This window comes from Phenylobacterium sp., assembly GCF_004799515.1.
In the GTDB taxonomy this organism is placed as follows: Bacteria; Pseudomonadota; Alphaproteobacteria; order Caulobacterales; family Caulobacteraceae; genus Phenylobacterium.
Genome location: NZ_SSMX01000017.1, coordinates 28,084 through 53,744, shown reverse-complemented (window position 1 = coordinate 53,744; position 25,661 = coordinate 28,084). Strand labels below are relative to the sequence as shown.

The window sequence follows — 25,661 nt, the reverse complement described above, 5'->3', positions numbered from 1 at the left end:
ATGTCGTTGACGTAGAGCCGGCGCCCGGCCAGCCGCTCGCGCCAGCCGGCGTCGAGGGCGGCGCAGAACGGCTCCTCCGGCGCATCCGGGAAGGCCGGCGTCACCCGGCGGCGGATGACGTGGTGGTAGATGGCCAAGCGCGAACTGGCCGCGCCGCGCAGCACGGTCTCGCGGATCGCCTTGCGGTAGTTGAGCTCGTCGTCCGGCGCGGTCTCTGAGGGAAAGCCGGCGAGGTGTAGGGTCTGCACGAGCAGTCCGTCGCGGGTCTGCAGGGTCACGTCGTCGAGGTGGCCCAGGTAGGGCAGGCGCGCGCCGACGGCCACTTCGCGCGGCGCGATCCTCGCCAGGCCGGCGGTGAGGAAGCTCGGGCTCATGGGCGGTACGAATTCCCGCGCCAGAAGCCGAAATTGGGCACCCGCGGGCAGGTGCGCAGCCTGGTGATCCAGATATCGAAGAACCTGGGCTCGCGCAGGCAGCCCAGGTAGCCCACGGCGTGCAGCACGCCCGCCAGGCCCAGCGCCCAGAACGAGCGGGTGATCAGGAAGGCCTCGACGGTGACGATGAGGTTGAACACCGCGAAGGCGTAGGTGACCCCGCCGATCATCTGCGGCCGGGTGAGGGCGGCGAACACCGGATCGGAGTCGAGCCGGGCCATGGCGCTAATGCAGCCCGCCGGCCAGCGAGCGGATGCCCGCCACGATGGAGACCGCGCCGAAGATGATGAAGCAGCCGACCACCACAGTCAGGCCGCGCCGCCAGTCCATGCGCCCCGTCAGCATCAGGAAGCCCACTGCCGCCACGGCGATCACCGCCGCGGTGGTCGCCAGGTTGCCCAGCAGGGTGCCCTGCACCCAGTCCAGGGCGGCGATCAGCGGCGAGGATCCGGCCGGGTCGCCGCCCGCCTGGGCGTGCGCCTGGCCGGCCAGGGCGAGCGCGGCGGTCGCGGACAAGGAAAGGGCGGCGGCTCGTCTCATGGTCACTCCGTGCGGACGGCGGGCGCGGTGACGGCGCCCAGCCGGTCCAGGATGGCGCCGACATAGGCCTTCGTCTCCGCATAGGGCGGCACGCCGCCGAAGCGCTCCACGGCCTCGGGGCCGGCGTTGTAGGCGGCGAGCGCGCGGGGCAGGTCGCCGCCGAACCTCTGCAGCATCTGGGAAAGATAGGCCACGCCGCCCTCGATATTGCCCTTCAGGTCCAGGGCGTCGACACCCAGCGTCCGGGCCGTGCCCGGCATCAGCTGCATGACGCCCATCGCACCCTTCGGCGAGACAGCGGCCTGGTTGAAATGGGATTCCTGCCAGGCCACGGCCTCGACCAGCGGCAGGCTCAAGGCGTGCCGCGCCGAGGCGTCCTGGATCGCCTGGCTGACCGCCTGCGGCGTGGCGCGCGCCGCCGCAGCGGTCGGTTGCGGCGACAGCGACCGGACGCCTTCGCTGGAATAGACCGCTGGCCCGGAATAGGTCGCCACCGCGCCGTCGTCGCCGATGGCCAGCACCTGGGCGGCCGCCGGCGAGGCCAGCGCCGCCGAGGCCAGGGCGGCGGCGATCCTGAGGATCGGCAGGCTGGCGAGGCGTCTCATCGTGCGTGCTTCCCCCGCATCGTCCCGGCGGCGCGCATCGTCGCCCTTCGGAAGTTCCTCCGACTCTTCTGAGACATTCAAGGACCTTCGCCCAGCCCCTTCTACGATTTCGCGGCGTTTGGTCTCCAGCAAAGCCGACGCCGGCCCTGGCGCCGGCCGCCGGTTGGGGTAGTGGTGAACAGGATGGGACGGATGGCGCGCGGGAGCCTGATGGCAGGGTTGGCGGCGGCGGTTGCGCTGCTGGCGACGCTGGGTGTGTTCGCCGCGAGGGGCGCCCCGCCGGTGGGCGATCCCTACGCCCGGCCGGGCCAGTTGGTGAGCCTGCCCGACCACCGTAAGCTGAACTTCCGCTGCGCGGGCCGTGGCGCGCCCACCGTCCTGCTGGAGTCCGGCTACAACGCCGGCTCGAACGCCTGGGGCAAGGTCGTCCCGCGGATCGCGCCGGTGACCCGGGTCTGCGCCTATGACCGGGCGGGCTACGGCTTCAGCGATCCGGGGCCGATGCCGCGCGACGGGGCGGCGATCGCCCGCGACCTGGACTACGGCCTGCAGGCGGCCAACATCTCCGGCCCCTTCGTGGTGGTGGGGCATTCGGCGGGCGGGCTCTACGCGCGGCTGTTCGCGGCGCGCCGGCCCAAGGACGTGGTGGGCCTGGTGTTCGTCGACAGCTCGGTCAGCCATCAGACCCAGCGCTTCGAGCTGCTGTTCGGGCCGAACGCGGGCAGCCTGGCGGGCACGCGCGCCCAGGCGCAGCGGTGCCTGGATGCGGTCAGCGGGCCGCCGAAGACCGTCGACGATCCCGCCGTCGCCTCTTGCGCGCCGCCAATTCTCGACGCTCCCGCGCGCCAGGCCGCGCTGCGGCCTCTGACCTGGCAGACCCGGCTCTCCGAGCTGGACACCCTGTTCACCAGCACCTCCGACGAGGTCGACCGGGTCGGGGACCTGCTGCAGGACATCCCCGCCATCGTGTTGACCGCGGCCAAGGGCGACGGCGACGCGGGCGTGGCGACCGATCCCGGCGGCCGCGCCTGGCAGGAGTTCCACCGGCAACTCGCCTCAGGCTTCCATCCCAGCGAGCAGCGGTTCGTGAAGTCCTCGCACCTGATCATGATCGAGCGGCCCGAGGTGGTGGCCGACGCGGCGCTGCAGCTGGTGCAGGCCGCGCGCAAGCCCGCGCCGCCGCACGCCCGTTAGCGGCCGTAGTAGTCGCGGTACCAATCGACGAAGGCGCCGATGCCGACCTCGATGGGCGTCGAAGGGGCGTAGCCGAGCGCCGCCTTGGTCTCGGCGACGTCGGCCTCGGTGCGGGCCACGTCGCCGGGCTGCATGGGCAGGAGCTTGAGCTCCGCCTTCATGCCGAGCTTTTCCTCCAGGACCTGGATGTAGCGCATGAGTTCGACGCGCTGGCTGTTCCCCAGATTCAGCACCCGCCAGGGCGCGACGCCGCTGGTGGCCGGGTCGGGATGCTGCGGGTCCCAGGTGGTATTGATCTGCGCGGGGCGGTCGATGGCGGCGATCAGGCCGTCGACGATGTCGGCGACATAGGTGAAGTCGCGTTGCATCCTGCCCTGGCCGTAGACGTCGATGGGACGCCCCGCGAGGATCGCCTCGGTGAACTTGAAGAGCGCCATGTCGGGCCGGCCCCAGGGGCCGTAGACCGTGAAGAAGCGGAAGCCCGTCGAGGGGATGCCGAACAGGTGGGCGTAGCTGTGCGCCATGCCCTCGTTGGCGAGCTTGGTGGCGGCATAGAGGGTGATCGGGTGGTTGGCGCCGTTGTGGACGTTGAACGGCAGGTTGCCGTTCGCGCCGTAGACCGAGCTGGTCGAGGCGAAGACCAGGTGCTCTGGCTGGGTCGCTCGGCAGCCTTCCAGAATGTTCAGGAAGCCCACGACGTTGGAGTCCACATAGGTGCGCGGGCTCTCCAGGCTGTAGCGGACGCCGGCCTGGGCGGCGAGGTTGACCACCGCCGAGGGCCGGGTCTCGGCGAACAGGGCCGCGACGCCGTCGGCATCGGCCAAGTCGAGCTTGGCGTGGCGATAGCCGCGGTGGCTTTCAAGGATCGCCAGGCGCGCGGCCTTCAGCGCCGGGTCGTAGTAGGCGTTCAGGCTGTCCAGGCCGACCACCTCGTCGCCTCGCTCCAGCAGGCGGCGCGACAGGTGAAAGCCGATGAAGCCGGCGGAGCCGGTGACCAGGATCGCCATTTTCGCCGTCAACTCCTGCCTCGGATCGACCCGCCGCGCCACCGCGCGGGGTCAAGTTCAAACACGCCTGCAAAGCCCAGTCCGGCGGCTCGACTCTGCCGCCAGGGGTCTTAAGACTAGGCCATTCTCGAGTTTCGCGGGGGCGATATGAAGATTTCCACCCTTCTGGCGGCCGCCGCCGTGGCCGCCTCGGCCTTCGTCCCGGCCCAGGCGGTCCTGGCCAAGACGCCCCTGACGCATGAGGCCCTGTGGATGATGAAGCGGGTCGGCGCGCCCGTGGTCAGCCCGGACGGCAAGTGGGTGGTCTTCTCCATCGTCGAGCCGTCGTACGAGAACGACAAGACGGTGAGCGACCTGTGGCTGGTCCCGGCGGCCGGCGGGGCCGCGCCACGGCGGCTGACCAACACCAAGGCGGGCGAGAACGGTGTGGTCTGGTCGCCGGATTCAACGAAGCTCGCCTTCACCACCAAGCGCGAGGGCGACGAGGTCGACCAGGTCTATGTGCTGGACATCGCCGCCGGCGGTGAGGCCCGGCGGGTGACGAGCCTGTCGACGGCGGCGGCCAACCCCAAGTGGCGGCCCGATGGCCAGGCCATCCTGTTCGAGACCATGGTCTATCCGAATGCGCTCGACGACGAGGCCAACAAGAAGGCGATCGCCGCGCACAAGGCCCGTAAATACAACGTCCGCACCTACGAGCACTTCCCGATCCGCTATTGGAACGAGTGGCTGGACGAGCGCCAGCCGGCCATCGAGGTCGTGGGCCTGGAGCCGGGCGCGACGCCCAGGGACATCCTGTCGCCGACCAAGCTGGCGCATACCTCCGGCTTCTCGGGCCCCGAGGGCGAGACCAGCATCTCGCTGTCGCCGGTCTGGAGCCCGGACGGCAAGGAGGTGGTGTTCTCCGCCACCGTGGAACGCTGGAACGCAGCCTACAGCGAGGTGAACTACCAGCTCTATCGTTTGCCGGCCGACGGCGGCGGCGAGGCGACGCCGATCGCGCCGGAAAAGGGCGGCTTCCGCGAGCCCACCTTTAGCGCCGACGGCAAGACCCTCTATTTCAACTACAATCCGCGCGTCGAAGGCGAGGTCTACAACCTGGCCCGCTTCTCCAAGGTGGCGTGGCCGGCCGGCGGCGAGATCGGCCAGGTCGCCAAGGACTTCGACCGCGAGCCGGAGCGGTTCCAGATCACGCCCGACGGCAAGACCGCCTATATCCTGGTTCCCGAGGCCGGGAAGACCAACCTCTACAGCGTGCCCACCGCCGGCGGGAAACCGGCCCTGGTGATGGCGCCGGCCTATGGCGGCTATGGCGCGCTGACCATTCCGCAGAAGGCCGCCAAGCCGGTTCTGATCGCCAACTATTCGAGCTCGGTCAGCCCGCAGGAGATCGTGCGCATCGATCCGGCGGCGAAAACGCACGCGAACCTGACCAACGTCGACACGGCCGAGGCCGCCAACATCGACTGGGCGCCGCCGATCCACTTCGATTTCGTCAGCGCGGGCGGGCGCAAGATCCACAACATGATCTTCCTGCCGCCGAGCTTCGATCCGTCGAAGAAGTACCCGCTGTTGGTGTTCATCCATGGCGGGGCGGCCAGCATGAACTCTGACCAGATCAGCCTGCGCTGGGACGCCCACCTGCTGACCGCGCCCGGCTATGTGATGCTGATGAGCGACTACACGGGGTCGACGGGCTATGGCGAGAAGTTCGCCCAGGCGATCAAGCTCGATCCCCTGAAGACGCCGGGCCTGGAGATCGACCAGGCGGTGAACGAGGCGCTGAAGCGCTACGCCTACATCGACGGAAGCAAGATGTGCGCGCTGGGCGCCAGCTATGGCGGCCACCTGGTCAACTGGCTGGAGGCCACCACCACCCGCTATAAATGCCTGGTCAGCCACGCCGGCGAGGTGGATCTGGAAAGCCAGTGGGGCATGAGCGACGGCATCTATGGCCGCGAGGTCACCAACGGCGGTCCGCCCTGGGAGGGCAACCCGGTCTGGCGCGACCAAAGCCCGATCACCTACGCCAAGAACTGGAAGACCCCGATGCTGCTCTCCATCGGCGAACGCGATTTCCGTGTGCCGATCGGGAACACGCTGGAGAACTGGTCGACCCTGCAGCGGATGAAGGTGCCGAGCCGCCTCCTGGTCTGGCCGGACGCCTGGCACTGGATCCTGAAGCCCGAGGACAGCCGCCATTTCTACGGCGAGGTGGCGACTTGGCTGGCCTACTACCTCAAGGACGGGCCGCCGCCGCCGGAGCCGGGCGCCATAAAGTGATCGCCGCCGGCGCGTCCGGCGCCGATCCAATCCGCAGACAAGGCGTTAGGGCTGTGGTCCGGAATCGCTGGCCCGTAGTATGCAGGCCGGCTTTCTGCGTTTAAGAGATTGTTCAATTTTGGCCGCGCCAGGGCGTTGATTCCGCGCGGTTCTAGGGGCCAGGAGCTTTAGTATGAGCCGAACCAGCGTCCCGGGACTTGAGCCCGCGCCGACGAAACACGCGAAGCTGATCGAGTGGGTTCGTGAGATCGCTGCGCTGACCGAGCCGGACCGGGTCCGCTGGTGCGACGGCTCCGAGGGCGAGTGGACGGAGCTCACCGACGAGCTCGTCGCGGCCGGCACCCTGAAGCGGCTGAATCCGGCCAAGCGCCAGAATTCCTTCTATGCCGCCTCCGATCCGCGCGACGTCGCCCGGGTCGAGAGCCGCACCTTCATCTGCTCCGACACGCCTGAGGAAGCCGGCCCGACCAACAACTGGCTGGACCCCGACGAGATGCGGGCCGACCTGAAAGACCTGTTCAAGGGTTGCATGCGCGGGCGCACGATGTACGTGATCCCATTCTGCATGGGCCCGCTCGGCTCCAAGATCAGCGCCATCGGCGTGGAGATCAGCGATTCGGCTTACGTCGCCGTATCGATGAAGATCATGACCCGCATGGGCCAGGCCGCCCTCGACGAACTCGGCGAGGACGGCTTTTTTGTTCCCGCGGTGCATTCGGTGGGCATGCCGCTGGTCGATGGGACCAAGGACGTCGCCTGGCCCTGCAACGAAATCAAATACATCGTCCATTTCCCCAACACCCGGGAGATCTGGTCCTACGGCTCGGGTTACGGCGGCAACGCGCTCTTGGGCAAGAAGTGTTTCGCGCTGCGCATCGCCTCGGTGATGGCCCGCGACGAGGGCTGGTTCGCCGAGCACATGCTGGTGCTGAAGCTGACCTCGCCGCAGGGCGAGGTGCGCTACATCACCGCCGCCTTCCCGAGCGCCTGCGGCAAGACCAACATGGCGATGCTGCAGCCGACGCTGGCGGGCTGGAAGGCCGAGACCATCGGCGACGACATCTGCTGGATGCGCTTCGGCGAGGACGGCCGGCTCTATGCGGTGAACCCGGAAGCCGGCTTCTTCGGCGTGGCGCCGGGCACCGGCGAAAGCACCAACGCCAACGCCGTGGCCGCCCTGCACGCCAACTGCATCTTCACCAATGTGGCCCTGACCGACGACGGCGACGTCTGGTGGGAAGGCCTGACGGACGAGACGCCGGCGCACCTGATCGACTGGCGCGGCCGCGACTGGACGCCGGAGAGCCTGGAGCCCGCCGCCCACCCGAACGCCCGCTTCACGGTGCCGGCCTCGCAGACCCCGGTGATCGCCCCGGAATGGGAAGACCCGGCCGGCGTGCCGATCTCGGCCATCCTGTTCGGCGGCCGCCGCGCCAGCGCCGTGCCGCTGGTCAACGAGGCGCGCGACTGGGCGCATGGCGTGTTCATGGCCTCCAACGTGGCCTCCGAAGGCACGGCGGCGGCGGAGAACGCCATCGGTGAGCTGCGGCGCGACCCCTTCGCCATGCTGCCGTTCTGCGGCTACAACATGGGCGACTACTTCGGCCACTGGCTGGAGATGGGCGCCAAGGCCAAGGACCCGGCCAAGCTGCCGCGCATCTATTTCGTGAACTGGTTCCGCAAGGACGAGCGCGGCAAGTTCGTCTGGCCGGGCTATGGCGAGAACGCCCGCGTGCTGAAGTGGATCGTCGAGCGGCTGGAAGGCCGCGCCGAGGCGGTGGACACCGCCATCGGCCGCCTGCCGGCGCCGGGCAGCCTGGACGTCACGGGCCTGGGCCTGACGCAGGCCCAGCTCGACCTCCTGCTGACGGTGGACGAGGAGATCTGGCGGCAGGAGGCGGCCCTGGTGCCGGCCTTCTACGAGCGCTTCGGCGACCATCTGCCGGCCGCGCTCTGGGCCGAACTGGATGCGCTGACCGCCCGCCTAAAGACCCCGGCGATGGTGGCGGCGGAATAGCGCCGCCGACCGTCGAGACTGAAGCAAAAGCCAAGGGCCGCGGGATCGCCGCGGCCCCTTTTTCGTGTCCGGAATGGTAGCTGGCTGGGCGGCGGAGCCGCCTCAGGCGTTCGCCACCACCCGCAGGTTCGGGGCGCCGGCCACGCGTTCGCTGCGGATCTGGGCGATCAGGTCGAAGAGGGCGCGGCGCAGTTCGCCGTCCTCGCCAGCCGTGGCCAGGGTCTCGAGATGGCGGATGTGGTCGGTCGTCAGGCGTAGGGCCGAGTCCGACACCACCTCCATGACGCTGGGCGCGCAGGGCAGGGAGCGCTCCATGTCGTCGAGCAGGGCCTCGGTCAGCTTCTCGCCGGGACGCAGGCCGGTGATCTTGATCTCGATGTCCCGGTGGCCGGAGAGCGCGATCATCTGGCGGGCCAGGTCCATGATCCGCACGGGCGCGCCCATCTCCAGCACGAACAGCCGGGCCTCGCGGCCCGGGCCGTCGGCGCTGGTGGCCGTGGCGTGCAGCACCAGCTGGGCGGCCTCCGGAATGGTCATGAAGAACCGTTCCATGTCCGGATCGGTCACCGTCACCGGGCCGCCACGCTCGATCTGCGAGGTGAAGATCGGCACCACAGAGCCGGCCGAGCCCAGCACATTGCCGAACCGCACCACCGAGAAGCGCGTGCCGGCGCCGATCGACTGCTCCGACTGAATCAGGGTCTCGGCAAGCCGCTTGGTGGCGCCCATGACGTTGGTGGGGTCGACCGCCTTGTCGGTGGAGATCAGCACCATCTGGGCGGCGCGGCAGGCTTTTGAGGCCTCGGCGACATTCCAGGTGCCGATGATATTGGTCAGCACGCCCTCGCAAGGGTGGCTCTCCACCAGTGGCACGTGCTTCAGCGCCGCGGCGTGGAAGACCAGGTCCGGCGCCTCGTCCTTGAAGACGGCGTTCAGGCGCCGGGCATTGCGGACGTCGCAGAGCACGGCCTTGACCGGCGCTTGCGGGAAGTCCTCGGCCATCTCCCGCTCGATCTGGAAGAGGGCGGCTTCGGAATAGTCGACCAGGGTCAGGCGCGAGCACTGGAAGGCCGCGACCTGGCGGCAGAGCTCCGAGCCGATGGAGCCGCCCGCGCCGGTGACCAGCACGCGCCGGCCGCGGATCAGGTCGCCCACCGCCTGGCGGTCGAGCTGGATCGGCTCGCGAGTCAGGAGCTCCTCGATGTTGATCTCACGGATCGGGAGCAGGGTGACGCCGTCGTGCTGCGCCAGCTCGACGATGGAGGGCAGGCGCAGGAGACGGATGCCGTCGGTCTTCAGCCGGCCGAGCTGGTTGGCCGTCAGCCCCTTCAGGCGGCCCGGCTCTTCCAGGAACAGGATAGCGCGCGGATAGCGGTTCCAGCGGCGCAGGTCGGCCAGGGCCTCGTCGAGGTTCTCCAGGCTCTCGATGATGCAAACGCCGCGCACCTGCTGGCCCACGTCACGCGCGTCGGTGCCGACGATGCCCACTGGCGTGTAGGAGCGGTCGTGGCTGCGGGCCATGTCGCGCAGATAGGTGTCGGCCTGGGCGGGCGGGCCGATCAGCAGCAGCGACGGCGACTGGGTCATCCGGTCGGCCTTGAGCGGCGAGAAGGACTCCAGCGCATGCTCGTGCAGGGCGCGGCGCAGGATGCGCACGCCCATGGAGCCGGCCATCTGGAACAGAGGCGCGAGGAACAAGGTTGAACGGAAGAGGCCGCGACCCCGGTCGATGATGAAGACCCAGATCAGGAAGACGCTGACGGTGAGCACGGCGATCCGCGCCAGCACCAGGGCGTCCGGAATGGAGGTGTAGCGCCAGGGCGAAAGCTCCCGGCGGAACAGCATGGTGAAGCTGCCCGCCAGGACGGTGTAGAGCACCGTCAGCTGCACCAGGTTGAGCGAGGGCAGGCTGGTGACCACGTCCAGCGACGGGGCGGCCGAGTAGGCGACGGACCAGGCGAGGACGAAGGCTACGGCGGCCAGGACCACATCGGCGACGATCGTCTGGGCTCGAAAGGCCATCCGCTCCATGCGCCGCACTCCGTAACTCTGCGAATCGTCAACATAGACACGAGGGGATGATCGTCCACCGAAACCCACCGGTTCCGGAATTCCCGGGCGTCATGTTGCAGGGTGCGCACATTCTATGCACAGCCGCGAAGGGCCGGGACCATAGAAAGGCGCACTCTGTTGCGCAATGGAAAAGCCGCCGCCCTCCTGGGAGGACGGCGGCTTGCCAGGACCGCCCCCGCGGCGTCGCCCCCAAAGGACGCGCAGCGACGGTCGAGGTGGCGGCCTTGAGAGGAGGGGCCGCGACCCGGTCAGACCTCAGAGGCTCAGAACAGCACCCCGGTTTCGATCATGGCGCGGGACTGCTCGTCCTTGTTGCCGAAGACGCCGAACTCGAAGCCCTTGGTCCCCTTGTCGACGTTCACATAGGCCAGCTCGGCGCGAACGAAGTAGGTCTTGAACTGGACGGTGGGCGTGATGGTGAAGGACCAGGCGTCGCTCTTGGGACCGTAGAGCAGGTTCACGCTCGAGCCCGAGGAGGAGATGTACTCCACCCGCCCGGCCAGGTTGAACATGGAGTTGAACGCGTATTTGCCCAGCACCGCCGCGCCGAAGGTGGACCCCGAGCTCGGCAGGCCGAAAGACACCTCCTTGGGCGTCGTGGTGTACTGAAGGTACGGGTTGATCATCCACGGCCCGTCCGTGTGGGTGTACATGACGTTCCAGACCGAGCCGTTGTTCTGGGCGATCGGGGTGACGAAGCTGGAACGGTCGGTCTTGTCCAGGTTGCCCGAGCCCGCCACCGCGAAGGTGTCCTTCATGGTGGCCGTATAGGTCACCAGGCCCGACAGCGTGCTGTAATGATTGGAGAAGTAGCCGTCGTTCAGCGAGCCGGAGATCGCCAGCGGCCCATGGGTGTAGTTCACCTGCACGCCGCGGCTGATCGCCGGCTCCTGGTTCCACAGCAGGCCTCGGTTGATGTTCAGGTTCTGGAAGCTGAAGGTGTATTCCGCTCCGATCAGGGTCGGCAGCTCGCCCAGCTCGATGTTGAAGTCGGCGTTGGGCGCGATCTTCACATAGGCCACCGGCACGTATCGGAAGGTGCTCTCGGTGTAGCGCGGCGAGGCCAGGATCGGCGTGCCCAGCGACGGGATGTCGTAGACGCCCGCCTGGACGTAGAACTGGAAGATGCCGTCGGTCTTCTGGATCTCGATCTGGGCGTTGGAGATGTCCGCCTTGCGCTGATCGGTGCCGCCATGGGCCGTCTCCACCGAGCCGAAGCCGCTGAGCTGGCCGCTGACATAAATCTTGCCCAGCGGGCCCCAGTCCATGTTGAGCGGGTCGGCGTTGGAGGACAGCGAGGCGGACATGGACGGCGACGAAAGCGCGGTCGGTCCGGCCGGCGCCGCAGCCGCTGCGGCGGCCGGCGGGGTGTCGTCGGCGTAGGCGGCTCCGGCGGCCCCGAGGGCCAGGGTCGCCACACCGGTCAGGGCGGCTAGTCGGTTGATCATGTCTTATCCCCTTGTCTCGGCCTTACCGTCCGGGTTCACCGGATCCGACCGTGCGCGGACATCCTCGCGGGCCGTCCCCTCGGATCAATGTTCGCAGACCCGGCACGGCGGAGCTTCCCAACGCTGATCGATGTTTGAGCGCAACGGGATATGGGCGCCGCTCTTTTGGGCGCCCGAGGCCATCAAGGACGCATATAGGCCGAGCTCAGGCGATCCTCAGCGGGCCACCTGGGCGGCGTAGCCGAGGTGTGTGCCCGCATCGACCAGCAGGGTCTCGCCGGTGACATGGCGTGAGGCGCGCGAGGCCAGGAAGACGGTCGAGGCGGCGATGTCGTCCGGTGTGGACGCCGCCTTCAAGGGCGTGCTGGCCGCGGCGTTGGCGCGGATGCGGTCGGCGGCGGCCTCGCCCAGGCCCTTGCCGAACCAGGGCGTGTCGATGAAGCCCGGGCAGACCGCGTTGACCCGGATCTTCGGCGCGAGGGCGCGGGCCAACGACAGCGTCATGGTGGTCAGCGCGCCCTTGGAGGCCGCGTAGGGCACCGACGAGCCGATGCCGGTGACGCCGGCGATGGAGGCGGTGTTGACCACCGCGCCGGGCTGCGGCGCGGCTTCCAGCAGCGCGCGGCAGGCGCGCACCATCTGGTAGGCGCCCACGACGTTCACCGCGTAGAGCTCGAGGAAGTCCTGGGCTGACACCGCGTCCAGGTCGGCGTGGCTGGCGAAGCGGGTCGTGCCGGCGTTGTTGAACAGGGCGTCCACGCGGCCGAAGGCCTCGGCGGCCGCGGCGATCTTCCGGCAATCCGCATCGTCGGCCACGTCCCCTTGGACCAGCACGGCCTTGGCGCCTTCGGCCTCGACGAGGCGGGCGGTGTCCTGCGCTTCCTCGGCGCTGCGGGCGTAGTTGACCACCACGGCCTTGGCTCCCTGACGGGCGGTCTCGACGGCGATCGCGCGGCCCAGGCCGGTCGATGCGCCGGTCACCACCACCACGAAGTCCTCACAAGCCCCGGCCATCGCTGCGTCTCCCTGGTGTTTGCTCATCTGGCGTTTTGCCGATCCTGATAGCCGCTGGCGGCGGGCCTGTCTCGGTTGCGGGGTGGCGAGCCGGGGTCTAAAGCCGCCGGCATGGACGACACCCACCTGACCCAGCTGGGCCGCGAGGTGCGAGGCTTCGCCAGCCCCGACGCAGCCGTGCTGGAGCGCGTGCCCAACCCGCAGGCCGACACGCTCTACCTGGCCCGCTTCACGGCGCCGGAGTTTACCTCGCTTTGCCCGGTAACTGGGCAGCCGGACTTCGCCCACCTGGTGATCGACTACGCCCCGGGCGACTGGCTGATCGAATCGAAGTCGCTGAAGCTCTATCTTGCCTCGTTCCGCAGCCACGGCGCGTTCCACGAGGACTGCACCGTGGCCATAGGGCGGCGGATTGTCGCGACGGCGGAGCCGCGCTGGCTGCGGATCGGCGGCTATTGGTTCCCGCGCGGCGGCATCCCGATAGATGTCTTCTGGCAAAGCGGCCCGGCGCCGGAAGGCCTGTGGCTGCCCGACCAGGGCGTGGCGCCTTATCGCGGCCGCGGCTGAGGGCCAGGATCAGAAGTCCCGCTGGGACTCTGGGCGACTACACGGCAACCATTACTTGTAGAGACGGTTGCGGTTGCTTGTGGTGACGGTAGAGATTTTGGCCGGCGTTTGATCTCGCCGATATGACGACTTCGGGCGAGCATTTCTCCTCTGAGGGGAAAAGCCGCGCCTGCTCTAGGACGCCCCGGTTCGGGCTTCCCAAACCCCTTGATCCATCTTATAAAAACGCGCCCAAACTCTCCTCGGGCGTGTCACTTCTGGCCGGACGGCGCCCCGCGCCGTCCGGCCGTTGTGTTTCTGGGCGCTAGCCGCCGTCGCCCCAGCGGCTGACCAGGGGCGCCAGGTCCGGGCGCTCCCGCTCCAGCGGCGGCTCGCGCATGGAGCCCATCAGCAGGAAGCCGGCCACCTTCTCCTCACCGGAGAGGCCTAGGATGGCGGTCGCCTCTTCGTCGTAGGCGTACCAGTCGGTGATCCAGTTGGCGCCATAGCCCAGGGCCAGGGTCGCCAAGAGCAGGGTGGTGCACACCGCGCCGGCCGAGAGGCGCTGCTCCCACTCAGGAATCGCGGCGGGCTTGGGCGAGGAAATCACCGCCACGCAGAGCGGCGGGACCTTCAGCTTGCCGAGCTTGGCCGCGGCCTGCGCGTCGTTGCGGGTCAGGGCGAGCGCCTCCAGCCGGGCGGCGAAGGCGGCCTTGGCCTCGTCCCGCAGAACGACGAAGCGCCAGGGCGCGAGCTTGCCGTGGTCGGGCGCCCGCGTGGCCAGGCGCAGCAGCATGTCGAGCTCGTCCGCATCGGGCGCCGGCTCCGCCAGGGTGATGGCCGACGGCGAACGGCGGGTGGCGAGGAAGCGCAGCACCTCGGGTGCGGACGCCTGCGGGACAGGCGCGCCGAATTCCGGGGCGGGCGGCAGGACGACGGTCAAGAAGGCGCCTCTTGGGTAAGGACTGCGACGGGCGTCTCCTTTATGGGGGCGTCAGCGCGCACCGCAAGGCGAGGGCCGAGCCATGACCGACAAACCTGCCTGGCTGCGCCCGCATGGCCAACCCTGGACACCGGGGACCGAGCGCCTGGCCTTCGAGAGCGGCTGGATTCGGGTGACCGAGCAGACGGCGATCGCGCCCACCGGACGGCCGTCGCCCTATGGCCTAGTGCGTTTCAAGAACCTGGCGGTGGCGATCCTGCCGATCCATGACGACGGAACGGTCACCCTGGTAGGCCAGCACCGCTTTCCTTTGGGCGACTACAGTTGGGAGTTGCCGGAGGGCGGCGCGCCGCTGGACGAGGACCCGCTGGAGGGCGCGAAACGCGAGCTGGCCGAGGAAACCGGCCTGGCCGCCGCCGACTGGCGCGAAATCCTGCGCACCCAGCTCTCCAACTCGGTCACCGACGAGCGGATGATCGGCTACCTGGCGACCGGCCTGAGCGCGGCTGTCAGCGGCCACGCGGCGGACGAGACCGAGGCCATCGCGCTGGCCCGCGTGCCGTTCCGCGAGGCGCTGGATGCGGCGATGGCCGGGCATCTGCCCGATATGCTGACGGTGGCGATGTTGCTCCGCGGCCACCATATGGCTGTCGAGGGGTCTTTGCCGGGCGCGTTGGCGCGCCCCATGCTAGGATGAGGAGACGCCCGATGCGGCGGGAGGACCAGATGAGCCAGCAACGCCTGGAAGTCGTCGACCTGGCCAGTCCGCCGGTCTGGGCGGCCCTGCGCAATGAAGCCGAGGCTGCGGCGCAGAAGGAGTCGGCGCTCGCCAGCCTGCTCGCGGCGGTGATCCTGAACCACAAGACGCTGGGCGGGGCGCTGTCCTACCAGCTCGCCCGCAAGCTGGGCGACCAGGAGCTGCGCGCCATGAGCATCCGCGAGATCGCGGAAGACGCCTATGAGAGCGACCCGGGCCTGGTGGAGATCGCCGAGGCCGACCTGCGCGCCGTGTTCGAGCGCGACCCGGCCTGCAAGGGCTATGTCCAGCCGTTCCTGTTCTTCAAGGGTTTCGCCGCCCTGCAGACCCAGCGGGTGGCCCACTGGCTGTGGGGCGAAGGCCGAGAGACCCTGGCGCTCTATCTGCAGAGCCGGATGAGCGAACTCTTCCAGGTGGACATCCATCCGGCGACCCGCATCGGGCGCGGGGTGTTCGTCGACCACGGCACCGGCATCGTCATCGGCGAGACTGCGGTGATCGGCGACGACGTCTCCATGCTGCAGGGCGTAACGCTCGGCGGCACGGGGGCCGAGCGCGGCGACCGGCATCCGAAGATCGGCAAGGGCGTGCTGCTGGGCGCGGGCGCCAAGGTGCTGGGCAACATCACGATCGGCGACTACGCCAAGATCGCCTCGGGCTCTGTGGTGCTGAAGCCGGTGCCGGCGGGCTGCACCGCGGCGGGCGTGCCGGCGCGGCTGGTCAACTGCCCTACCTGCGACGAACCCGCCAAGAGCATGGACCACACGCTGGCGGAAACCGTCTACGACTACGTCATCTAAGGTCCGCGGCGGGTTTTCCGAACCGCGACAAGCGGCTAGGTTCGCGCCGCCTCATGGACCGAAGGAGTGTTGGCGTGCTGGACGAGAGAATGATCCGGAAGATCGAAGGCCACCTGCGGGGAACCTTCGCCAACGCCCGCATCACCCTGACGCCGCGCCCGAAGCAGAAGGATTCCGCCGAGGTCTATATCGGCGAGGAGTTCGTGGGCGTGGTCTTCGAGGACGAGGACGGCGACGGCTCGTTCATGTTCGAGATGGCGATCCTGGCGGAAGACCTGCCGTAGAGCGCGCGCGCCGCTAGCGGATCCGCACGACATTCAGGCTGCCGGCCGGCAAGGGCTGGAAGACGGGCTGCGGCTGGCTCGTGTCGAGCCACTGCGCCCACTGGCCGCGCGGCAGGATGACGATCTGCCGGTCGTGGAAGTCCGCGATGTCCGGGCCAGGAGGCATGGTCAGCAGGGTGAGCCTGTCATCGCGCACAAGGCCGGCGATGCAGAACAGCTCGGCGTCGGCGGCGGTGAACAGCCATTTGGACTTTGGCGGTCTCGAGCCCGTGAACTCGTAGAAGCCGTCGGCTGGGACCAGGCAGCGGCCGGCCGGGAAGCGGCGGCCATCGGAGCGGAAGTTGATGATCGGCCCACCTTTGTGTGGATTCGGGAAACCCCAGCGCAGTTGTTTCAGCTCGACCCCGCCCGGCGCGCCGACCAGGATGGGCGCGGGATCGGCGGGCCGGATGGAGTCGCGCGGCTCGGGGTTCGGCGCGCCGCCGGCCCAGTGGATCGGCAGGGTCAGCTTGGAAAATTCTTCGACCAAGGTGTCGAGGGGCTGGCGATTGCGGAATTCATTGCACATCGCTCAGGACTACGACCCGGGGAACCCGGAGGGCCGTCGCGGCGGACCGCCCAGCCGGCTGCCACCCTGTAAGGCGGGGCAGATAGCGCGCGTCGATGCGCGGGGGAGGCTTTTAGAGCGCGTTCGCCATTTGGCGTCCGCGGCGGGTGAGGGCGAACCAGCCCTCCTTCTCGTATCCCCAGCCGCCGTCCATGGCGCGGATCAGTCCGAGGTCGTCGGTTTCGGTGAAGGCGAGTTCGCGGCCGGAGAGGCGATCGTCACCGACGTGGATTTCCCCGCCCCAGGCGAGGATGTCGGCGAGGAGCCGCCGCGCGGCGGCGGACGCGGACAGCGAATGCGGCGTCTCGGCCCAACCGAGCCACGACCATAGCGCTATCATTCCGAATGATTCCCTCATTCCGCGTGCAGCTGGCCGCCGCAAGGACGCAAGGTCAAGTTGTAGGTTTCGCGTCGGCCGCGATTTATGGTGAACGTCAAAGGGCGACGGAGGTTGCCCGCGCAGGCGAAGTTGCGTTGAGCACCTGCTTACGGGGCGGGCGCGCCCGGGGCCTGGAAAGAAGGGGGACGGCGACCCCGACGCTACCGGAGATCGTCTAGGGATTCCAGGGCTGGAGCGCCCCCAGCAGGGCCAGAAGGGCGCTGAAGCCCGCGAAGACCAGGACCGTGGCCGTGAAGCGGATCTTGCGCCAGAGCCCCCAGCCGCCGGAACCCAGCCAGGTGAAGGGGGTCAGAGCCGCGACGGTTGCGCTGAGGACGGCGGCGATCAGGCCGCTAATGGACGCCAGCAGGACCGAGGGCTGAGGCCAACCGTAGACGACGCTGTTCTGATCGTTCAAGGCGGCCTGCAGCTTGAGGATAAAGAGGACGGGCGCCAGCAGCAGCAAGACCGCGATGGGCGCGCGCAAGGCGCCGGCTATCCGCTGGACCGTGGTCTGCTGCGACCGCCAGCGGGCGGGGCTCAGCAGGCCGAACAACACGCCGATCGCGACAAGCGCGCTGACCAACGCGGCCAGTCCGAGAGTACGGTTCTCGTGCAGCACATCGCGTCCCCAAAGCTCGCCGCCGTCCAATACAAGCTTTGTGGCGCGGCCGTGGTCGATAACCGCCCGCAGCTTGATGTGCGGGTTGTCGACGTCCTGGAAAAGCCCGGGCGGGCCCGCGAGAACGAAACGCTCGCCGTCGAGGACCAGGTAGCCCGGGGCGGCGACGGAGACGGACGATCCGCGGAAGGCCAGGGCGAAGGCCTGCAGACCGTGGAAAGGCCGTCGAGCCGGGCTGTACTCGCCCTGATAGGTCGCGGCTTCGCTGAGGAGGCTGGGTTGTGGCGGCAGGGGCGGGTGCTGCGCCTGGTAGAAGCGGCGGACGATGAGGCCGGGAAGGGACTGAGTCAGAACCTCGGCGCTTTCGGTGTTGCCCGCGACGAAGACGCCCAGGCGCAGGGCCGGGACCAGCACCAGGTCCGAATGAAAGTCGATGGTCGCGCCGTTGTGGCCATAGGTGAGGAGGCCATCGCCGAGGGTGTTCTGGAAGAAGCCGCCGTCGATGGCGGACTCGTCGCCGGGATAGGTCCGCATGGGCATCCGGATCGCCTGGGCCGTTCCGGGGCCGTAGATGGTGTGTCCGTCAATCACGCCGCCGGCCAGCAGCAAGGTCATGTAGCGGGCCATGTCGCCGGCGGTGCTGGAGATCGCGCCGGCCGGCGCGAAGCGGCCGACCAGTTCGAAGGGATCGGCGGCGAAACCGAGGCCGGCCCAATGATAGGGGCGCGACATGTCCGGCTGCAGCGCGGGGGGCATCGGCGCGGGCAGGCCGGGCCGCGGCGGATAGATTTCCCGGCCGGTGGTCCGGTCCATGCCGGCGGGCCGCAGGATCTCGGTCTCCAGAAGGTCCGCCCAGGCCTGGCCCTCGGCGTGCGCCACGGCGTCGCCGGTGAGCGCCGCGCCATAGTTGGAATAGGCCATGACCTCGCCCGGCGGGAACACGCGGGCCGGCCGCTGGGTCGCCAGCCCGTCGTCAAGGGATTGCAGCCGTGCGGGGTCGCGCAGGAAGAAGGCCTTCAGGACGAAATCCTCGAACCCCGGCGTGTGGGTCATGAGGTCACGCAGTTCGACTTGGCGGTAGCCGGGATGGTCAGGGACGCGGACCTTTGGCGGCAGGTAGTCGTTCACTGGCGCGTCGAGCCGCATGCGCCCATGTTCGATGGCGTTGAGAGTCATCAGCCAGGTGAAGGTCTTGGTGATGGAGCCGACGCGAAACAGAGTGCGGTCCGGATCGACGGGTTTGAGCGCCGCGACGTCGGCGTAGCCATAGCCCTTCTTCAAGATGACCTTGCCGTCCTGGACCACGGCGACGGTGACGCCGGCGATGTGGTCGCGGTCCATGGCCTGGCGGACAGCGGCGTCGACGAGGGCTTCGAGCTCCGCCGGCGGCATGGATTGGATCGGCGCCAGGCGCGCCGGGGCGGTCGCCGTGGGCTGGGCGAGGGCGACGCATGGCAAAAGCAGAAGGAAGGTCGCGGCGAGGCGGGCCAGTCGGGCGGCTAGGTTGGCCATCGGGCGCCTCGCAGAAGATACTGGAGTATTTTATACCGTGGTATATTCTGTGAATGTGGTCAAGCCGCAGCTCAGTCCCAAGCGCCAGCGCACGCGCGCAGTCCTGGTGGAGGCGACCGCCGCGATCATCGCCGAGCGCGGCCTGGCGGCGGTGAGCCTGGATGAGGTGGCCGCGCGCGCCGGGGTGACCAAGGGCGCGATCTATTCCAACTATCGCAGCAAGGGCGAGCTGATGTGGGCGGCGGTCGATCGGCGCCGCCTGCACCTTCAGCCGCAGATCATCCCCGGCGACAGCCAGGGCACCGTCCGCGCTGTCGCCAAGGCGTTTTTCGCACAGCTTCCACAGGCGGAGCGGGAGGCGGCGTTCTATCTGGAACTCCAGGGCTATATCCGTACGGACCCGGAGCTGCGGGCGGATCAGGCGGCGCAGCAGACGGCGCAGTTCGACGAGATGGCCGGTCTGATCGAGGCGGCCTTCGGCGACGACCTCGCCCTGCCGCCCAGAGCGCTGAGCCTCGCCGTGCAGGCCCTGCTGTTAGGGTTCCTGTCACAATGGGAGCGGACGCCGGACGAGGTCACCGAGGAGGTGGTGACCCAGGCTTTCGAGGCGCTGGCGATCGGCGCCGACCGGCGGCGGCGGCGAGATTGACGCAGCGGCAGCCTGAGGTTTCCGGCCTCCGATCGCCGAGTCTGTCACGAAACCGTTGAACGCCAACGACATGGTTGCCGCCTGGATGGAGGGGACCATTATTATGTCTGAGGCCGCAATCAGTCTTGATCCGCAAGGATCCATGCCCGGCGGCCCAGCCGCGGCCAAGCCGAAACTCGACAACAGGCCCAATCCGCTAGGCGCGATCGTATTCCTGCTCGTGCTGGCCGCCGGGCTCGGCTATGCGGCCATGAGCGTCATGCATGACACCTCGGTGGCGGGCGAGCCGCTGGCGATCGGGGTCTTCGCCACCCTGGCGCTGGCGCTGCTGATCGCCCTCGGATTCGAGTTCGTCAACGGCTTCCACGACACCGCCAACGCGGTGGCGACGGTGATCTACACCCACTCCCTGCCGCCGCTGGTCGCGGTGGTCTGGTCCGGCGCCTTCAACTTCCTGGGCGTGCTGGTCTCCACCGGGGCGGTGGCCTACAGCATCATCACCCTCCTGCCGGTGGAGCTCATCCTGCAGGTCGGTTCGACAGCCGGTTACGCGATGATCTTCGCCCTCTTGATCGCGGCGATCATCTGGAACCTGGGCACCTGGGCGCTGGGCATCCCCAACTCCTCGTCGCACGCCCTGGTGGGCTCGATCATGGGCGTCGGCCTGGCCAACCAGCTGATGGCTCCGGCCGGCCAGGCGACCTCCGGGGTGGACTGGTCGCAGGCCACCAAGGTGATCCAGGCGCTGCTGTTCAGCCCCTTCGTGGGCTTCGTCGCCTCGGCGCTGCTGTTGCTGGCCATGAAGGCGCTGATCAAGAACCGGACGCTCTATGAGGCCCCCAAGGACGACAGCCCACCGCCCTGGTGGATCCGTGGCCTGCTGATCCTGACCTGCACCAGCGTCTCCTTCGCGCACGGCGGCAACGATGGGCAGAAGGGCATGGGCCTGATCATGCTGATCCTGATCGGCGCCGCGCCCACCGCCTATGCGCTGAACCGCACCATGCCGGACTCCACGGCGCCGGCCTTCGTCGCCACCGCCCACAAGGCCGAGGCGGTGTTCGCCGCCCACGCCCAAGGCCAGCCGGTCATGCCGCTGCCGCAAGCGCGGGCCACGATCGGCGACGCTCTGAAGACCAAGAAGCTCGATCAGCCGGCGGTCTATGCCGCCCTGTCGACGGTCTCAGGCGATATCGAGCAGCAGGTCCGCGACTTCGGCGCCATCCGCAAGGTCCCGGCCGCCGAGACGCCGAACCTGCGCAACGACATGTACCTGGCGGGCGACGCCCTGCGTGTGCTGACCAAGTCGAAGACCGTCAAGTTCGCCGGCGACGAAGGCGTGACGATGAAGGCCTTCCAGAAGGGTCTGGAATCCGGCACCCGGTTCATACCAACCTGGGTGAAGATCTCGGTGGCCATCGCGCTCGGCCTCGGCACCATGGTGGGCTGGAAGCGGATCGTGGTGACGGTCGGCGAGAAGATCGGCAAGGAGCACCTGACCTACGCCCAGGGCGCCTCGGCCGAGCTGGTGGCGGCGGCGACGATCTCGATGGCCGAGCTCTACGGCCTGCCGGTCTCGACGACGCATATCCTCTCGAGCGGGGTCGCCGGTGCCATGGCGGCGAACGGATCGGGCCTGCAGTGGTCGACGATCCGTTCCATCGCCATGGCCTGGGTGCTGACCCTGCCGGCCGCCATGGCGATCGCCGGTTCGCTCTACTTCATCCTGCGCCACCTGATCTGAGGTCAGGACTTAAGACTGACCGCCGGGCTGCGCGTCGGTGCAGCTCGGCGCCACTTCCTGCATCCGCCAGCGTGTGGCGGGATAGACGTCATAAGGGGGCGGGCCAATGTCTGCCCCCGATGCGTCGTGGAGAGAAGCCTTGGCGACCTATTTCGTCCTGACCCTGGTCTCGGCCGGAGTCGGGGCGCTTGAGTCCTGGCTGTGGCTGGTGGCGATCTTCGGCATCGGGTCGTTGGGCGCGGCGATACGGCTGTTGCGCGACCGGACGCAGCCCTTGCCGCCGACCCGGCACAGCCGGCGGGTGCTGGTTAACGACGCCCTACTCTAGCGAGGTCGGCGCCTAGGCTTGTAGCGCCAAGACCTGTGCCGGGGTGGCGCGCCGCCGGCGAAGCAGGCCGCCCACGGCGCCCAGCCCACATAGCATCAGGCTCCAGGCGGACGGCTCGGGAACCCCCGGCGGCGGCGCTGCGGCGCCATCGAGCTCGAAGCCGAGGGACACATCGGTCACCTGGGTGTTGTTCGGGAGAGTGAGAACCACCTCGTGGCGGACGCTCGGTGGGAATAAGGGGCCGTCATCCTGATAGACCGGCCCGGAGTCGCTTCGGAAGATCGGCAGGACAAAGTCGTTGCCGTAGAAGGAGATTGTGTAGTCCTGACCGCCCTGCAGAAGCAGCGAGGGCAGGGCGAAGGTGAAGATGGCCGTCTGATAGGGTGTCGGGTCCGGCGTCCCGGGCAACTCGCCGGGGTAGACACCGACCTCGGGCGTGCTGAACGACTTCTCGTAGATCAGCGACCCCGCCGTCGCGGCCATCGGGCCGGTGTCGTAGATCTGTAGCGAGAATCCGGTTGGGAAATCTGAGACGGTGCTCAGCGCCACCGAGACCGAGGTCACCACCGAAGCGGTCGGGAGCGTGAAGCCCTGGAAGGCTTGGAACCGGCTGTCGCAGTTGCTGCAAAGGCCGTTGCTGGCCGGCTCTGCCGACAGATTGGGCACGGTTTGATAGAGGACGTCGGCGACCGCCGGTGAGCTGATCCAGCCGAACGCCGCCGCGACTGCGGCCGACGCCAAGAAGCGACGCATCTGATTCCCCCCGAACAGACCCCGACCCGGCTACGCTTGGCATTCCATGCGCGCCGTCCGCAACGGAATTCCCGTCTCGCGCGATCCGGACCCCGTCGGGCTATTCGTCTTCGACCGGCCGGCGGGGCTTGCCGGGCGCAGGACGGCCGACCACGAGGCGCCGGCCGTCGGGCAGGTCAGGCGAACGGGATTAACGACGCCGCGCGGACGGTCTGGCGTCCACCCGGATCGGCGCGAGCGCGGGGCGCGCCTGACGGCGCAGCATGGCGCCGGCCGCGCCGATGCCGAACAGCATCAGGACCCAGGTCGACGGCTCTGGAAGCGGAGCGGCCACCGACGCTGCTTCAGCCGGAGGCGTCGGCGGCGCAAGGATCGGCTCGGCGGGACTTGGCGCGTCGGAAACGGCCGCGCCCGTCGCCGCCGGAGGCGCAGAGAGGCCGCTGGAGCTGGCGCCTAGGGCGGCGCCGGGCCAGCCGGCCGACGCCGGGGCGGCCGCGAAAGCCGTGGCCGCAAGGCTGGCCGTTTGCTGACCGCCGCCAAGGGTCGAAGCCGCGGTGGCGGGCCGCGCGCCGATTGTGGAGACGTCGGTCGGAAGCGGGCTGCTCACCGGCGCTTCCGCAGTGGCGGGAAAGGCCAGGGCCTCCGCGGGCGTGAAGACCGCTGGCGACAGCTGAGCCTGGACCGGTGCGGCGACCCGCAAGGATCCGGCGTCGTCGTGCGCATCCGTTAGGCTGGTCGCCGTCTGAGGCTGGACCTGCCAGGCCGCCCCGTCGTCGGCGTCGATGATGGATTGTGACGCGCCTTTGCTGGAGCAGGGCGCATTCAGGATCAGAGCAAAGGTCAAGCTGGCCGATTGGCCGATGTTCGGTGATCTGGCCGCTGACGAACCGCGGCCGCCAGCGAAGTCCGCCAGGGTGGCGACATCCGTCATCGCCAGTCCGGCATAGGGCGAGGCCTCGAGGCGGCGCCGATGGGAGAGCCAGGCGGGAAGGCTGATCTCGAGGTCGCTTTGGCAGACGGCGGACGAGGCCGAGAGGACCGCCGCGGGGGCGACGGCGGCCGCTGCGGACGAAGCCTTGGCGGCGGTCGCGGCCGAGGCCGGGGCGGCGTAACTTGCGAGCGCCGCCACCGCGGCCGCGCCGCACATCCAGGCCGTCAGACGGCCGGCTTCTCGGCGGGATTGGGCGAAATTTGAGGCGTCATGGCGACGGCCAAGGATGCGATCCGACACAGCACAGCTCTCATTCGAACACCGCATCCCCAGCAGTGTCGCGAAAACTCGCTATCTAGAATCGAGTTCCACCAGCTCGACTATTCAAGATTATTGACCACGGTTTCGTCCGTAACTGAATTGCGGCGATTATTTGTTTAATGCGACGCAAGCGCGACTGGATGGGAACCGCAATGGCGGTTTGAGCTTTAGAGACCCTTCGCGCTTTTTGAGAGACGCCGGCGCCGCCCCTCGCTAGTGGCGCGGCGCGGCTAGCGACGCTCAGCGGCCGGCGTCGGCCTGAGAGACCTGTTCGACGAGATCGAGGCTGGTCTTGTGGAAGGCCGGCCGCGGGGCGACGCCGTCGGCGCCGAACTCGAGTACGGTGTCCGTGGCGTCGTACCTCGGCCAGACCGGGCCGCCGGCGGAGCCCGGATCGCCGGTCTTGGCGAAGGCCGCCCAATAGTCGGTCATGGCTGTGCTGATCTTGCGGTCTGCCGGCGTGGCGGCGGGAATGGTGCGCGAGCCCTGGACGCGGTCGCGGTCGGGCAGAGTGCCAAAGACGTAGGCCAGCTCCGCGCCATGACCCAGGCCGTGCAGCGTCCCGCGTTGAGAGGCTGGGATGTAGCTGTCGTAGTAGACCCAGGCCTTCTGGCCGTTCTTGACGTGCAGGCGGGCGAGGAGGCGGTCAGGCTCGATGACCATGGCCTCGGTGCCTAGGTCCCACTGGACGTTCTGCATATTGGCGCCGCCGCCGTAGGCCGCGATCAGCTTGTCCTTGAGCGGCCCGGCGGTGTCGAGCGGCTTGCGGTCAGGGAAGAGGCTGGCCTCCCAGCTGTTGCCGCCGGCGATGTAAGGCACCTTCAGCTCGCGGCCGGCGGCGAAGGCCTTGGCCGGGCCTTCCGGCAGGATCTCCCCATCGAGGATGGGCGTGACCGCGCCGGCCGGCTTGGAGAGGTCGGCGGCGCTGAGCGCGCGCAGGGCCTTCATGGCCTCAGGCCCGGTCGCGGTGACGCCGAGGCCCTGAGCGTAGGTCACGCCCGCCGTCTCGGCCTGGGCCATGGGCTGACCGGGGATGCGTCCGAAGCCGCTCTCGGAGATCGCCTTGGCGAACAGGCCTTGCGCCTTGGGCGAGGCCATCAGGTCGTTGATCAGGATGCCGCCGGCGCTTTCGCCGAAGGCGGTGACGTTCTTGGGGTCGCCGCCAAAAGCCGCGATATTGGCCTGCACCCACCTCAGGGCCGCCAGGTTGTCCATCATACCGTAGTTGGCGAGGGGCTGGCCGGGCTGTTCGGCGGTGAGCGCCGGATGGGCGAAGAAGCCCAGGCGGCCCAGGCGGTAGTTGACGGTGACCAGCACCACGCCGCGCTTGGCGAACTGGGTCCCGTCGTAGAGCGGCATGGTTCCCGAGCCGCCGGTGAACGAGCCGCCGTGGATCCAGACCATCACCGGCAGCTTGGCGCCGGGCTTGAAGCCGGCCGGCGTCCAGACGTTGAGCTGCAGGCAGTCCTCGGACTGGTTCACCTGGCCGGTGACCTGGCGCATCTGCATGCACATCGGGCCGTAGTCGACCGCCTCGCGCACACCGCTCCAGGGTTTGGCGGGCTGCGGCGGACGCCAGCGCAGGTCGCCCACGGGCGGCGCGGCGAAGGGGATGTTCTTGAAGCTGGTGACGTCGCCGACAGTGGCGCCGTGCAGGGCCCCTTGCGCCACCTTGACAGTGTCGGAGGCGGCAGCCGGAGCCGCGACCGCGACCAGCGCAATGACTGCCGCGGCGGCGGCGAAGGCCTGACGAAGCGCCATGCGTTGTTCTCCCCATGTCCCGCGTACTTGCCGATGGCCCGCCGCCCGCGGGTGGCGAGGGCTGTTTTGCCAAGCTTGAGCCGGGCGCGGCGGCGCGGTCAAGGCGCGG

24 protein-coding genes and 1 pseudogene are annotated in these 25,661 nt (G+C 68.8%); 10 read left to right on the top strand and 15 right to left on the bottom strand.

Annotated features, from left to right (window positions below):
* The 4 genes and pseudogenes from E8A49_RS07180 to E8A49_RS07165 all read right to left on the bottom strand — a co-directional run.
* Positions 1–374 (bottom strand): annotated as a pseudogene (locus E8A49_RS07180) (VirB4 family type IV secretion/conjugal transfer ATPase); the annotation flags it as partial.
* Positions 371–655, bottom strand: a complete 285-nt coding sequence (locus E8A49_RS07175) for a type IV secretion system protein VirB3 (RefSeq protein ID WP_293378238.1) — start codon at positions 653–655, stop codon at positions 371–373. The pseudogene E8A49_RS07180 and the gene E8A49_RS07175, both read right to left, overlap by 4 nt.
* 4 nt (positions 656–659) lie before the next feature.
* The gene (locus E8A49_RS07170) at positions 660–974 is read right to left on the bottom strand and encodes a TrbC/VirB2 family protein (protein ID WP_293378235.1); all 315 of its coding nucleotides are present in this window, start codon (positions 972–974) and stop codon (positions 660–662) included.
* Positions 975–976: 2 nt separating this feature from the next.
* Entirely contained in the window at positions 977–1,579 is a 603-nt protein-coding gene (locus E8A49_RS07165; RefSeq protein ID WP_293378232.1) for a lytic transglycosylase domain-containing protein, read from the bottom strand.
* Between the two features lie 192 nt (positions 1,580–1,771).
* Here E8A49_RS07165 and E8A49_RS07160 point away from each other — a divergent pair, with 192 nt between their 5' ends.
* Complete coding sequence (locus tag E8A49_RS07160) at positions 1,772–2,773, top strand: alpha/beta hydrolase (RefSeq protein WP_293378229.1); 1,002 nt, start codon at positions 1,772–1,774, stop codon at positions 2,771–2,773.
* On the opposite strand, the gene E8A49_RS07155 is transcribed toward E8A49_RS07160, so the two are convergent.
* On the bottom strand, positions 2,770–3,780 hold the full coding sequence (locus E8A49_RS07155; protein ID WP_293378226.1) for an NAD-dependent epimerase: 1,011 nt from the start codon (positions 3,778–3,780) through the stop codon (positions 2,770–2,772). The genes E8A49_RS07160 and E8A49_RS07155 overlap by 4 nt on opposite strands.
* A gap of 147 nt (positions 3,781–3,927) precedes the next feature.
* Here E8A49_RS07155 and E8A49_RS07150 point away from each other — a divergent pair, with 147 nt between their 5' ends.
* The gene (locus tag E8A49_RS07150; protein WP_293378223.1) at positions 3,928–6,063 is read left to right on the top strand and encodes a S9 family peptidase; all 2,136 of its coding nucleotides are present in this window, start codon (positions 3,928–3,930) and stop codon (positions 6,061–6,063) included.
* 172 nt (positions 6,064–6,235) lie between these two features.
* Positions 6,236–8,080: a phosphoenolpyruvate carboxykinase (GTP) gene (locus tag E8A49_RS07145; RefSeq protein ID WP_293378220.1), complete on the top strand. Its 1,845-nt coding sequence runs from the start codon at positions 6,236–6,238 to the stop codon at positions 8,078–8,080.
* A gap of 102 nt (positions 8,081–8,182) precedes the next feature.
* Here the strand turns inward: E8A49_RS07145 and E8A49_RS07140 are convergent, their stop codons facing one another.
* The 3 genes from E8A49_RS07140 to E8A49_RS07130 all read right to left on the bottom strand — a co-directional run bounded on the left by E8A49_RS07140 (position 8,183) and on the right by E8A49_RS07130 (position 12,615).
* Positions 8,183–10,102, bottom strand: coding sequence for a nucleoside-diphosphate sugar epimerase/dehydratase (locus E8A49_RS07140; RefSeq protein ID WP_293378217.1), 1,920 nt, complete (start codon positions 10,100–10,102; stop codon positions 8,183–8,185).
* A gap of 314 nt (positions 10,103–10,416) precedes the next feature.
* Positions 10,417–11,601, bottom strand: coding sequence for an outer membrane beta-barrel protein (locus tag E8A49_RS07135; RefSeq protein WP_293378214.1), 1,185 nt, complete (start codon positions 11,599–11,601; stop codon positions 10,417–10,419).
* Between the two features lie 216 nt (positions 11,602–11,817).
* Complete coding sequence (locus E8A49_RS07130; RefSeq protein ID WP_293378211.1) at positions 11,818–12,615, bottom strand: SDR family NAD(P)-dependent oxidoreductase; 798 nt, start codon at positions 12,613–12,615, stop codon at positions 11,818–11,820.
* A 111-nt stretch (positions 12,616–12,726) separates the two neighbouring features.
* On the opposite strand from E8A49_RS07130, the gene queF reads away from it, so the two are divergent.
* Entirely contained in the window at positions 12,727–13,182 is a 456-nt protein-coding gene (gene queF / locus E8A49_RS07125; protein WP_293378208.1) for a preQ(1) synthase, read from the top strand.
* 304 nt (positions 13,183–13,486) lie between these two features.
* Here the strand turns inward: queF and E8A49_RS07120 are convergent, their stop codons facing one another.
* Positions 13,487–14,104, bottom strand: coding sequence for a nitroreductase (locus tag E8A49_RS07120; protein WP_293378205.1), 618 nt, complete (start codon positions 14,102–14,104; stop codon positions 13,487–13,489).
* 82 nt (positions 14,105–14,186) lie between these two features.
* Between E8A49_RS07120 and E8A49_RS07115 the strand changes: the two genes are divergently transcribed.
* From E8A49_RS07115 to E8A49_RS07105, 3 genes are all read left to right on the top strand, one after another.
* Positions 14,187–14,801 (top strand): NUDIX hydrolase, encoded by a 615-nt coding sequence (locus E8A49_RS07115; RefSeq protein ID WP_293378202.1) that lies wholly within the window; start codon positions 14,187–14,189, stop codon positions 14,799–14,801.
* Between the two features lie 29 nt (positions 14,802–14,830).
* On the top strand, positions 14,831–15,661 hold the full coding sequence (gene cysE / locus E8A49_RS07110; protein WP_293378199.1) for a serine O-acetyltransferase: 831 nt from the start codon (positions 14,831–14,833) through the stop codon (positions 15,659–15,661).
* Between the two features lie 77 nt (positions 15,662–15,738).
* Positions 15,739–15,945: a DUF3126 family protein gene (locus tag E8A49_RS07105; RefSeq protein WP_293378241.1), complete on the top strand. Its 207-nt coding sequence runs from the start codon at positions 15,739–15,741 to the stop codon at positions 15,943–15,945.
* Between the two features lie 13 nt (positions 15,946–15,958).
* Here the strand turns inward: E8A49_RS07105 and E8A49_RS07100 are convergent, their stop codons facing one another.
* The 3 genes from E8A49_RS07100 to E8A49_RS07090 form a co-directional block, all read right to left on the bottom strand.
* Positions 15,959–16,513, bottom strand: a complete 555-nt coding sequence (locus tag E8A49_RS07100) for an SOS response-associated peptidase family protein (protein WP_293378196.1) — start codon at positions 16,511–16,513, stop codon at positions 15,959–15,961.
* A 112-nt stretch (positions 16,514–16,625) separates the two neighbouring features.
* Entirely contained in the window at positions 16,626–16,892 is a 267-nt protein-coding gene (locus E8A49_RS07095) for a hypothetical protein (RefSeq protein WP_293378193.1), read from the bottom strand.
* A 214-nt stretch (positions 16,893–17,106) separates the two neighbouring features.
* Positions 17,107–19,065 carry a serine hydrolase gene (locus E8A49_RS07090; protein WP_293378190.1) on the bottom strand — a complete coding sequence of 653 codons (1,959 nt, stop codon included), beginning with the start codon at positions 19,063–19,065 and terminating at the stop codon, positions 17,107–17,109.
* A gap of 37 nt (positions 19,066–19,102) precedes the next feature.
* Here E8A49_RS07090 and E8A49_RS07085 point away from each other — a divergent pair, with 37 nt between their 5' ends.
* The 3 genes from E8A49_RS07085 to E8A49_RS07075 all read left to right on the top strand — a co-directional run bounded on the left by E8A49_RS07085 (position 19,103) and on the right by E8A49_RS07075 (position 21,786).
* On the top strand, positions 19,103–19,714 hold the full coding sequence (locus tag E8A49_RS07085) for a TetR/AcrR family transcriptional regulator (protein ID WP_293378187.1): 612 nt from the start codon (positions 19,103–19,105) through the stop codon (positions 19,712–19,714).
* A 142-nt stretch (positions 19,715–19,856) separates the two neighbouring features.
* The gene (locus E8A49_RS07080; protein WP_293378184.1) at positions 19,857–21,458 is read left to right on the top strand and encodes an inorganic phosphate transporter; all 1,602 of its coding nucleotides are present in this window, start codon (positions 19,857–19,859) and stop codon (positions 21,456–21,458) included.
* Positions 21,459–21,597: 139 nt separating this feature from the next.
* Entirely contained in the window at positions 21,598–21,786 is a 189-nt protein-coding gene (locus tag E8A49_RS07075) for a hypothetical protein (protein ID WP_293378182.1), read from the top strand.
* Positions 21,787–21,798: 12 nt separating this feature from the next.
* On the opposite strand, the gene E8A49_RS07070 is transcribed toward E8A49_RS07075, so the two are convergent.
* From E8A49_RS07070 to E8A49_RS07060, 3 genes are all read right to left on the bottom strand, one after another.
* Positions 21,799–22,539: a PEPxxWA-CTERM sorting domain-containing protein gene (locus E8A49_RS07070; protein WP_293378179.1), complete on the bottom strand. Its 741-nt coding sequence runs from the start codon at positions 22,537–22,539 to the stop codon at positions 21,799–21,801.
* Positions 22,540–22,729: 190 nt separating this feature from the next.
* The gene (locus E8A49_RS07065) at positions 22,730–23,686 is read right to left on the bottom strand and encodes a PEPxxWA-CTERM sorting domain-containing protein (RefSeq protein ID WP_293378177.1); all 957 of its coding nucleotides are present in this window, start codon (positions 23,684–23,686) and stop codon (positions 22,730–22,732) included.
* 345 nt (positions 23,687–24,031) lie between these two features.
* Positions 24,032–25,552 carry a carboxylesterase family protein gene (locus E8A49_RS07060; RefSeq protein ID WP_293378174.1) on the bottom strand — a complete coding sequence of 507 codons (1,521 nt, stop codon included), beginning with the start codon at positions 25,550–25,552 and terminating at the stop codon, positions 24,032–24,034.
* Between the last annotated feature and the right edge of the window lie 109 nt (positions 25,553–25,661).

Excerpts from the sequence above, each read along its gene's own strand:
- E8A49_RS07145 (WP_293378220.1), top strand. The coding sequence starts at position 6,236 with ATGAGCCGAACCAGCGTCCCGGGACTTGAGCCCGCGCCGACGAAACAC.
- E8A49_RS07130 (WP_293378211.1), bottom strand. The coding sequence starts at position 12,615 with ATGGCCGGGGCTTGTGAGGACTTCGTGGTGGTGGTGACCGGCGCATCG.
- E8A49_RS07165 (WP_293378232.1), bottom strand. The coding sequence starts at position 1,579 with ATGAGACGCCTCGCCAGCCTGCCGATCCTCAGGATCGCCGCCGCCCTG.
- E8A49_RS07150 (WP_293378223.1), top strand. The coding sequence starts at position 3,928 with ATGAAGATTTCCACCCTTCTGGCGGCCGCCGCCGTGGCCGCCTCGGCC.
- E8A49_RS07090 (WP_293378190.1), bottom strand. The coding sequence starts at position 19,065 with ATGGCCAACCTAGCCGCCCGACTGGCCCGCCTCGCCGCGACCTTCCTT.
- E8A49_RS07160 (WP_293378229.1), top strand. The coding sequence starts at position 1,772 with ATGGCGCGCGGGAGCCTGATGGCAGGGTTGGCGGCGGCGGTTGCGCTG.
- E8A49_RS07170 (WP_293378235.1), bottom strand. The coding sequence starts at position 974 with ATGAGACGAGCCGCCGCCCTTTCCTTGTCCGCGACCGCCGCGCTCGCC.
- E8A49_RS07080 (WP_293378184.1), top strand. The coding sequence starts at position 19,857 with ATGCCCGGCGGCCCAGCCGCGGCCAAGCCGAAACTCGACAACAGGCCC.
- E8A49_RS07095 (WP_293378193.1), bottom strand. The coding sequence starts at position 16,892 with ATGATAGCGCTATGGTCGTGGCTCGGTTGGGCCGAGACGCCGCATTCG.
- E8A49_RS07175 (WP_293378238.1), bottom strand. The coding sequence starts at position 655 with ATGGCCCGGCTCGACTCCGATCCGGTGTTCGCCGCCCTCACCCGGCCG.
- E8A49_RS07155 (WP_293378226.1), bottom strand. The coding sequence starts at position 3,780 with ATGGCGATCCTGGTCACCGGCTCCGCCGGCTTCATCGGCTTTCACCTG.
- E8A49_RS07115 (WP_293378202.1), top strand. The coding sequence starts at position 14,187 with ATGACCGACAAACCTGCCTGGCTGCGCCCGCATGGCCAACCCTGGACA.
- E8A49_RS07060 (WP_293378174.1), bottom strand. The coding sequence starts at position 25,552 with ATGGCGCTTCGTCAGGCCTTCGCCGCCGCCGCGGCAGTCATTGCGCTG.
- E8A49_RS07070 (WP_293378179.1), bottom strand. The coding sequence starts at position 22,539 with ATGCGTCGCTTCTTGGCGTCGGCCGCAGTCGCGGCGGCGTTCGGCTGG.
- E8A49_RS07135 (WP_293378214.1), bottom strand. The coding sequence starts at position 11,601 with ATGATCAACCGACTAGCCGCCCTGACCGGTGTGGCGACCCTGGCCCTC.
- E8A49_RS07100 (WP_293378196.1), bottom strand. The coding sequence starts at position 16,513 with ATGTGCAATGAATTCCGCAATCGCCAGCCCCTCGACACCTTGGTCGAA.
- E8A49_RS07140 (WP_293378217.1), bottom strand. The coding sequence starts at position 10,102 with ATGGCCTTTCGAGCCCAGACGATCGTCGCCGATGTGGTCCTGGCCGCC.
- queF (WP_293378208.1), top strand. The coding sequence starts at position 12,727 with ATGGACGACACCCACCTGACCCAGCTGGGCCGCGAGGTGCGAGGCTTC.
- E8A49_RS07065 (WP_293378177.1), bottom strand. The coding sequence starts at position 23,686 with ATGTGCGGCGCGGCCGCGGTGGCGGCGCTCGCAAGTTACGCCGCCCCG.
- cysE (WP_293378199.1), top strand. The coding sequence starts at position 14,831 with ATGAGCCAGCAACGCCTGGAAGTCGTCGACCTGGCCAGTCCGCCGGTC.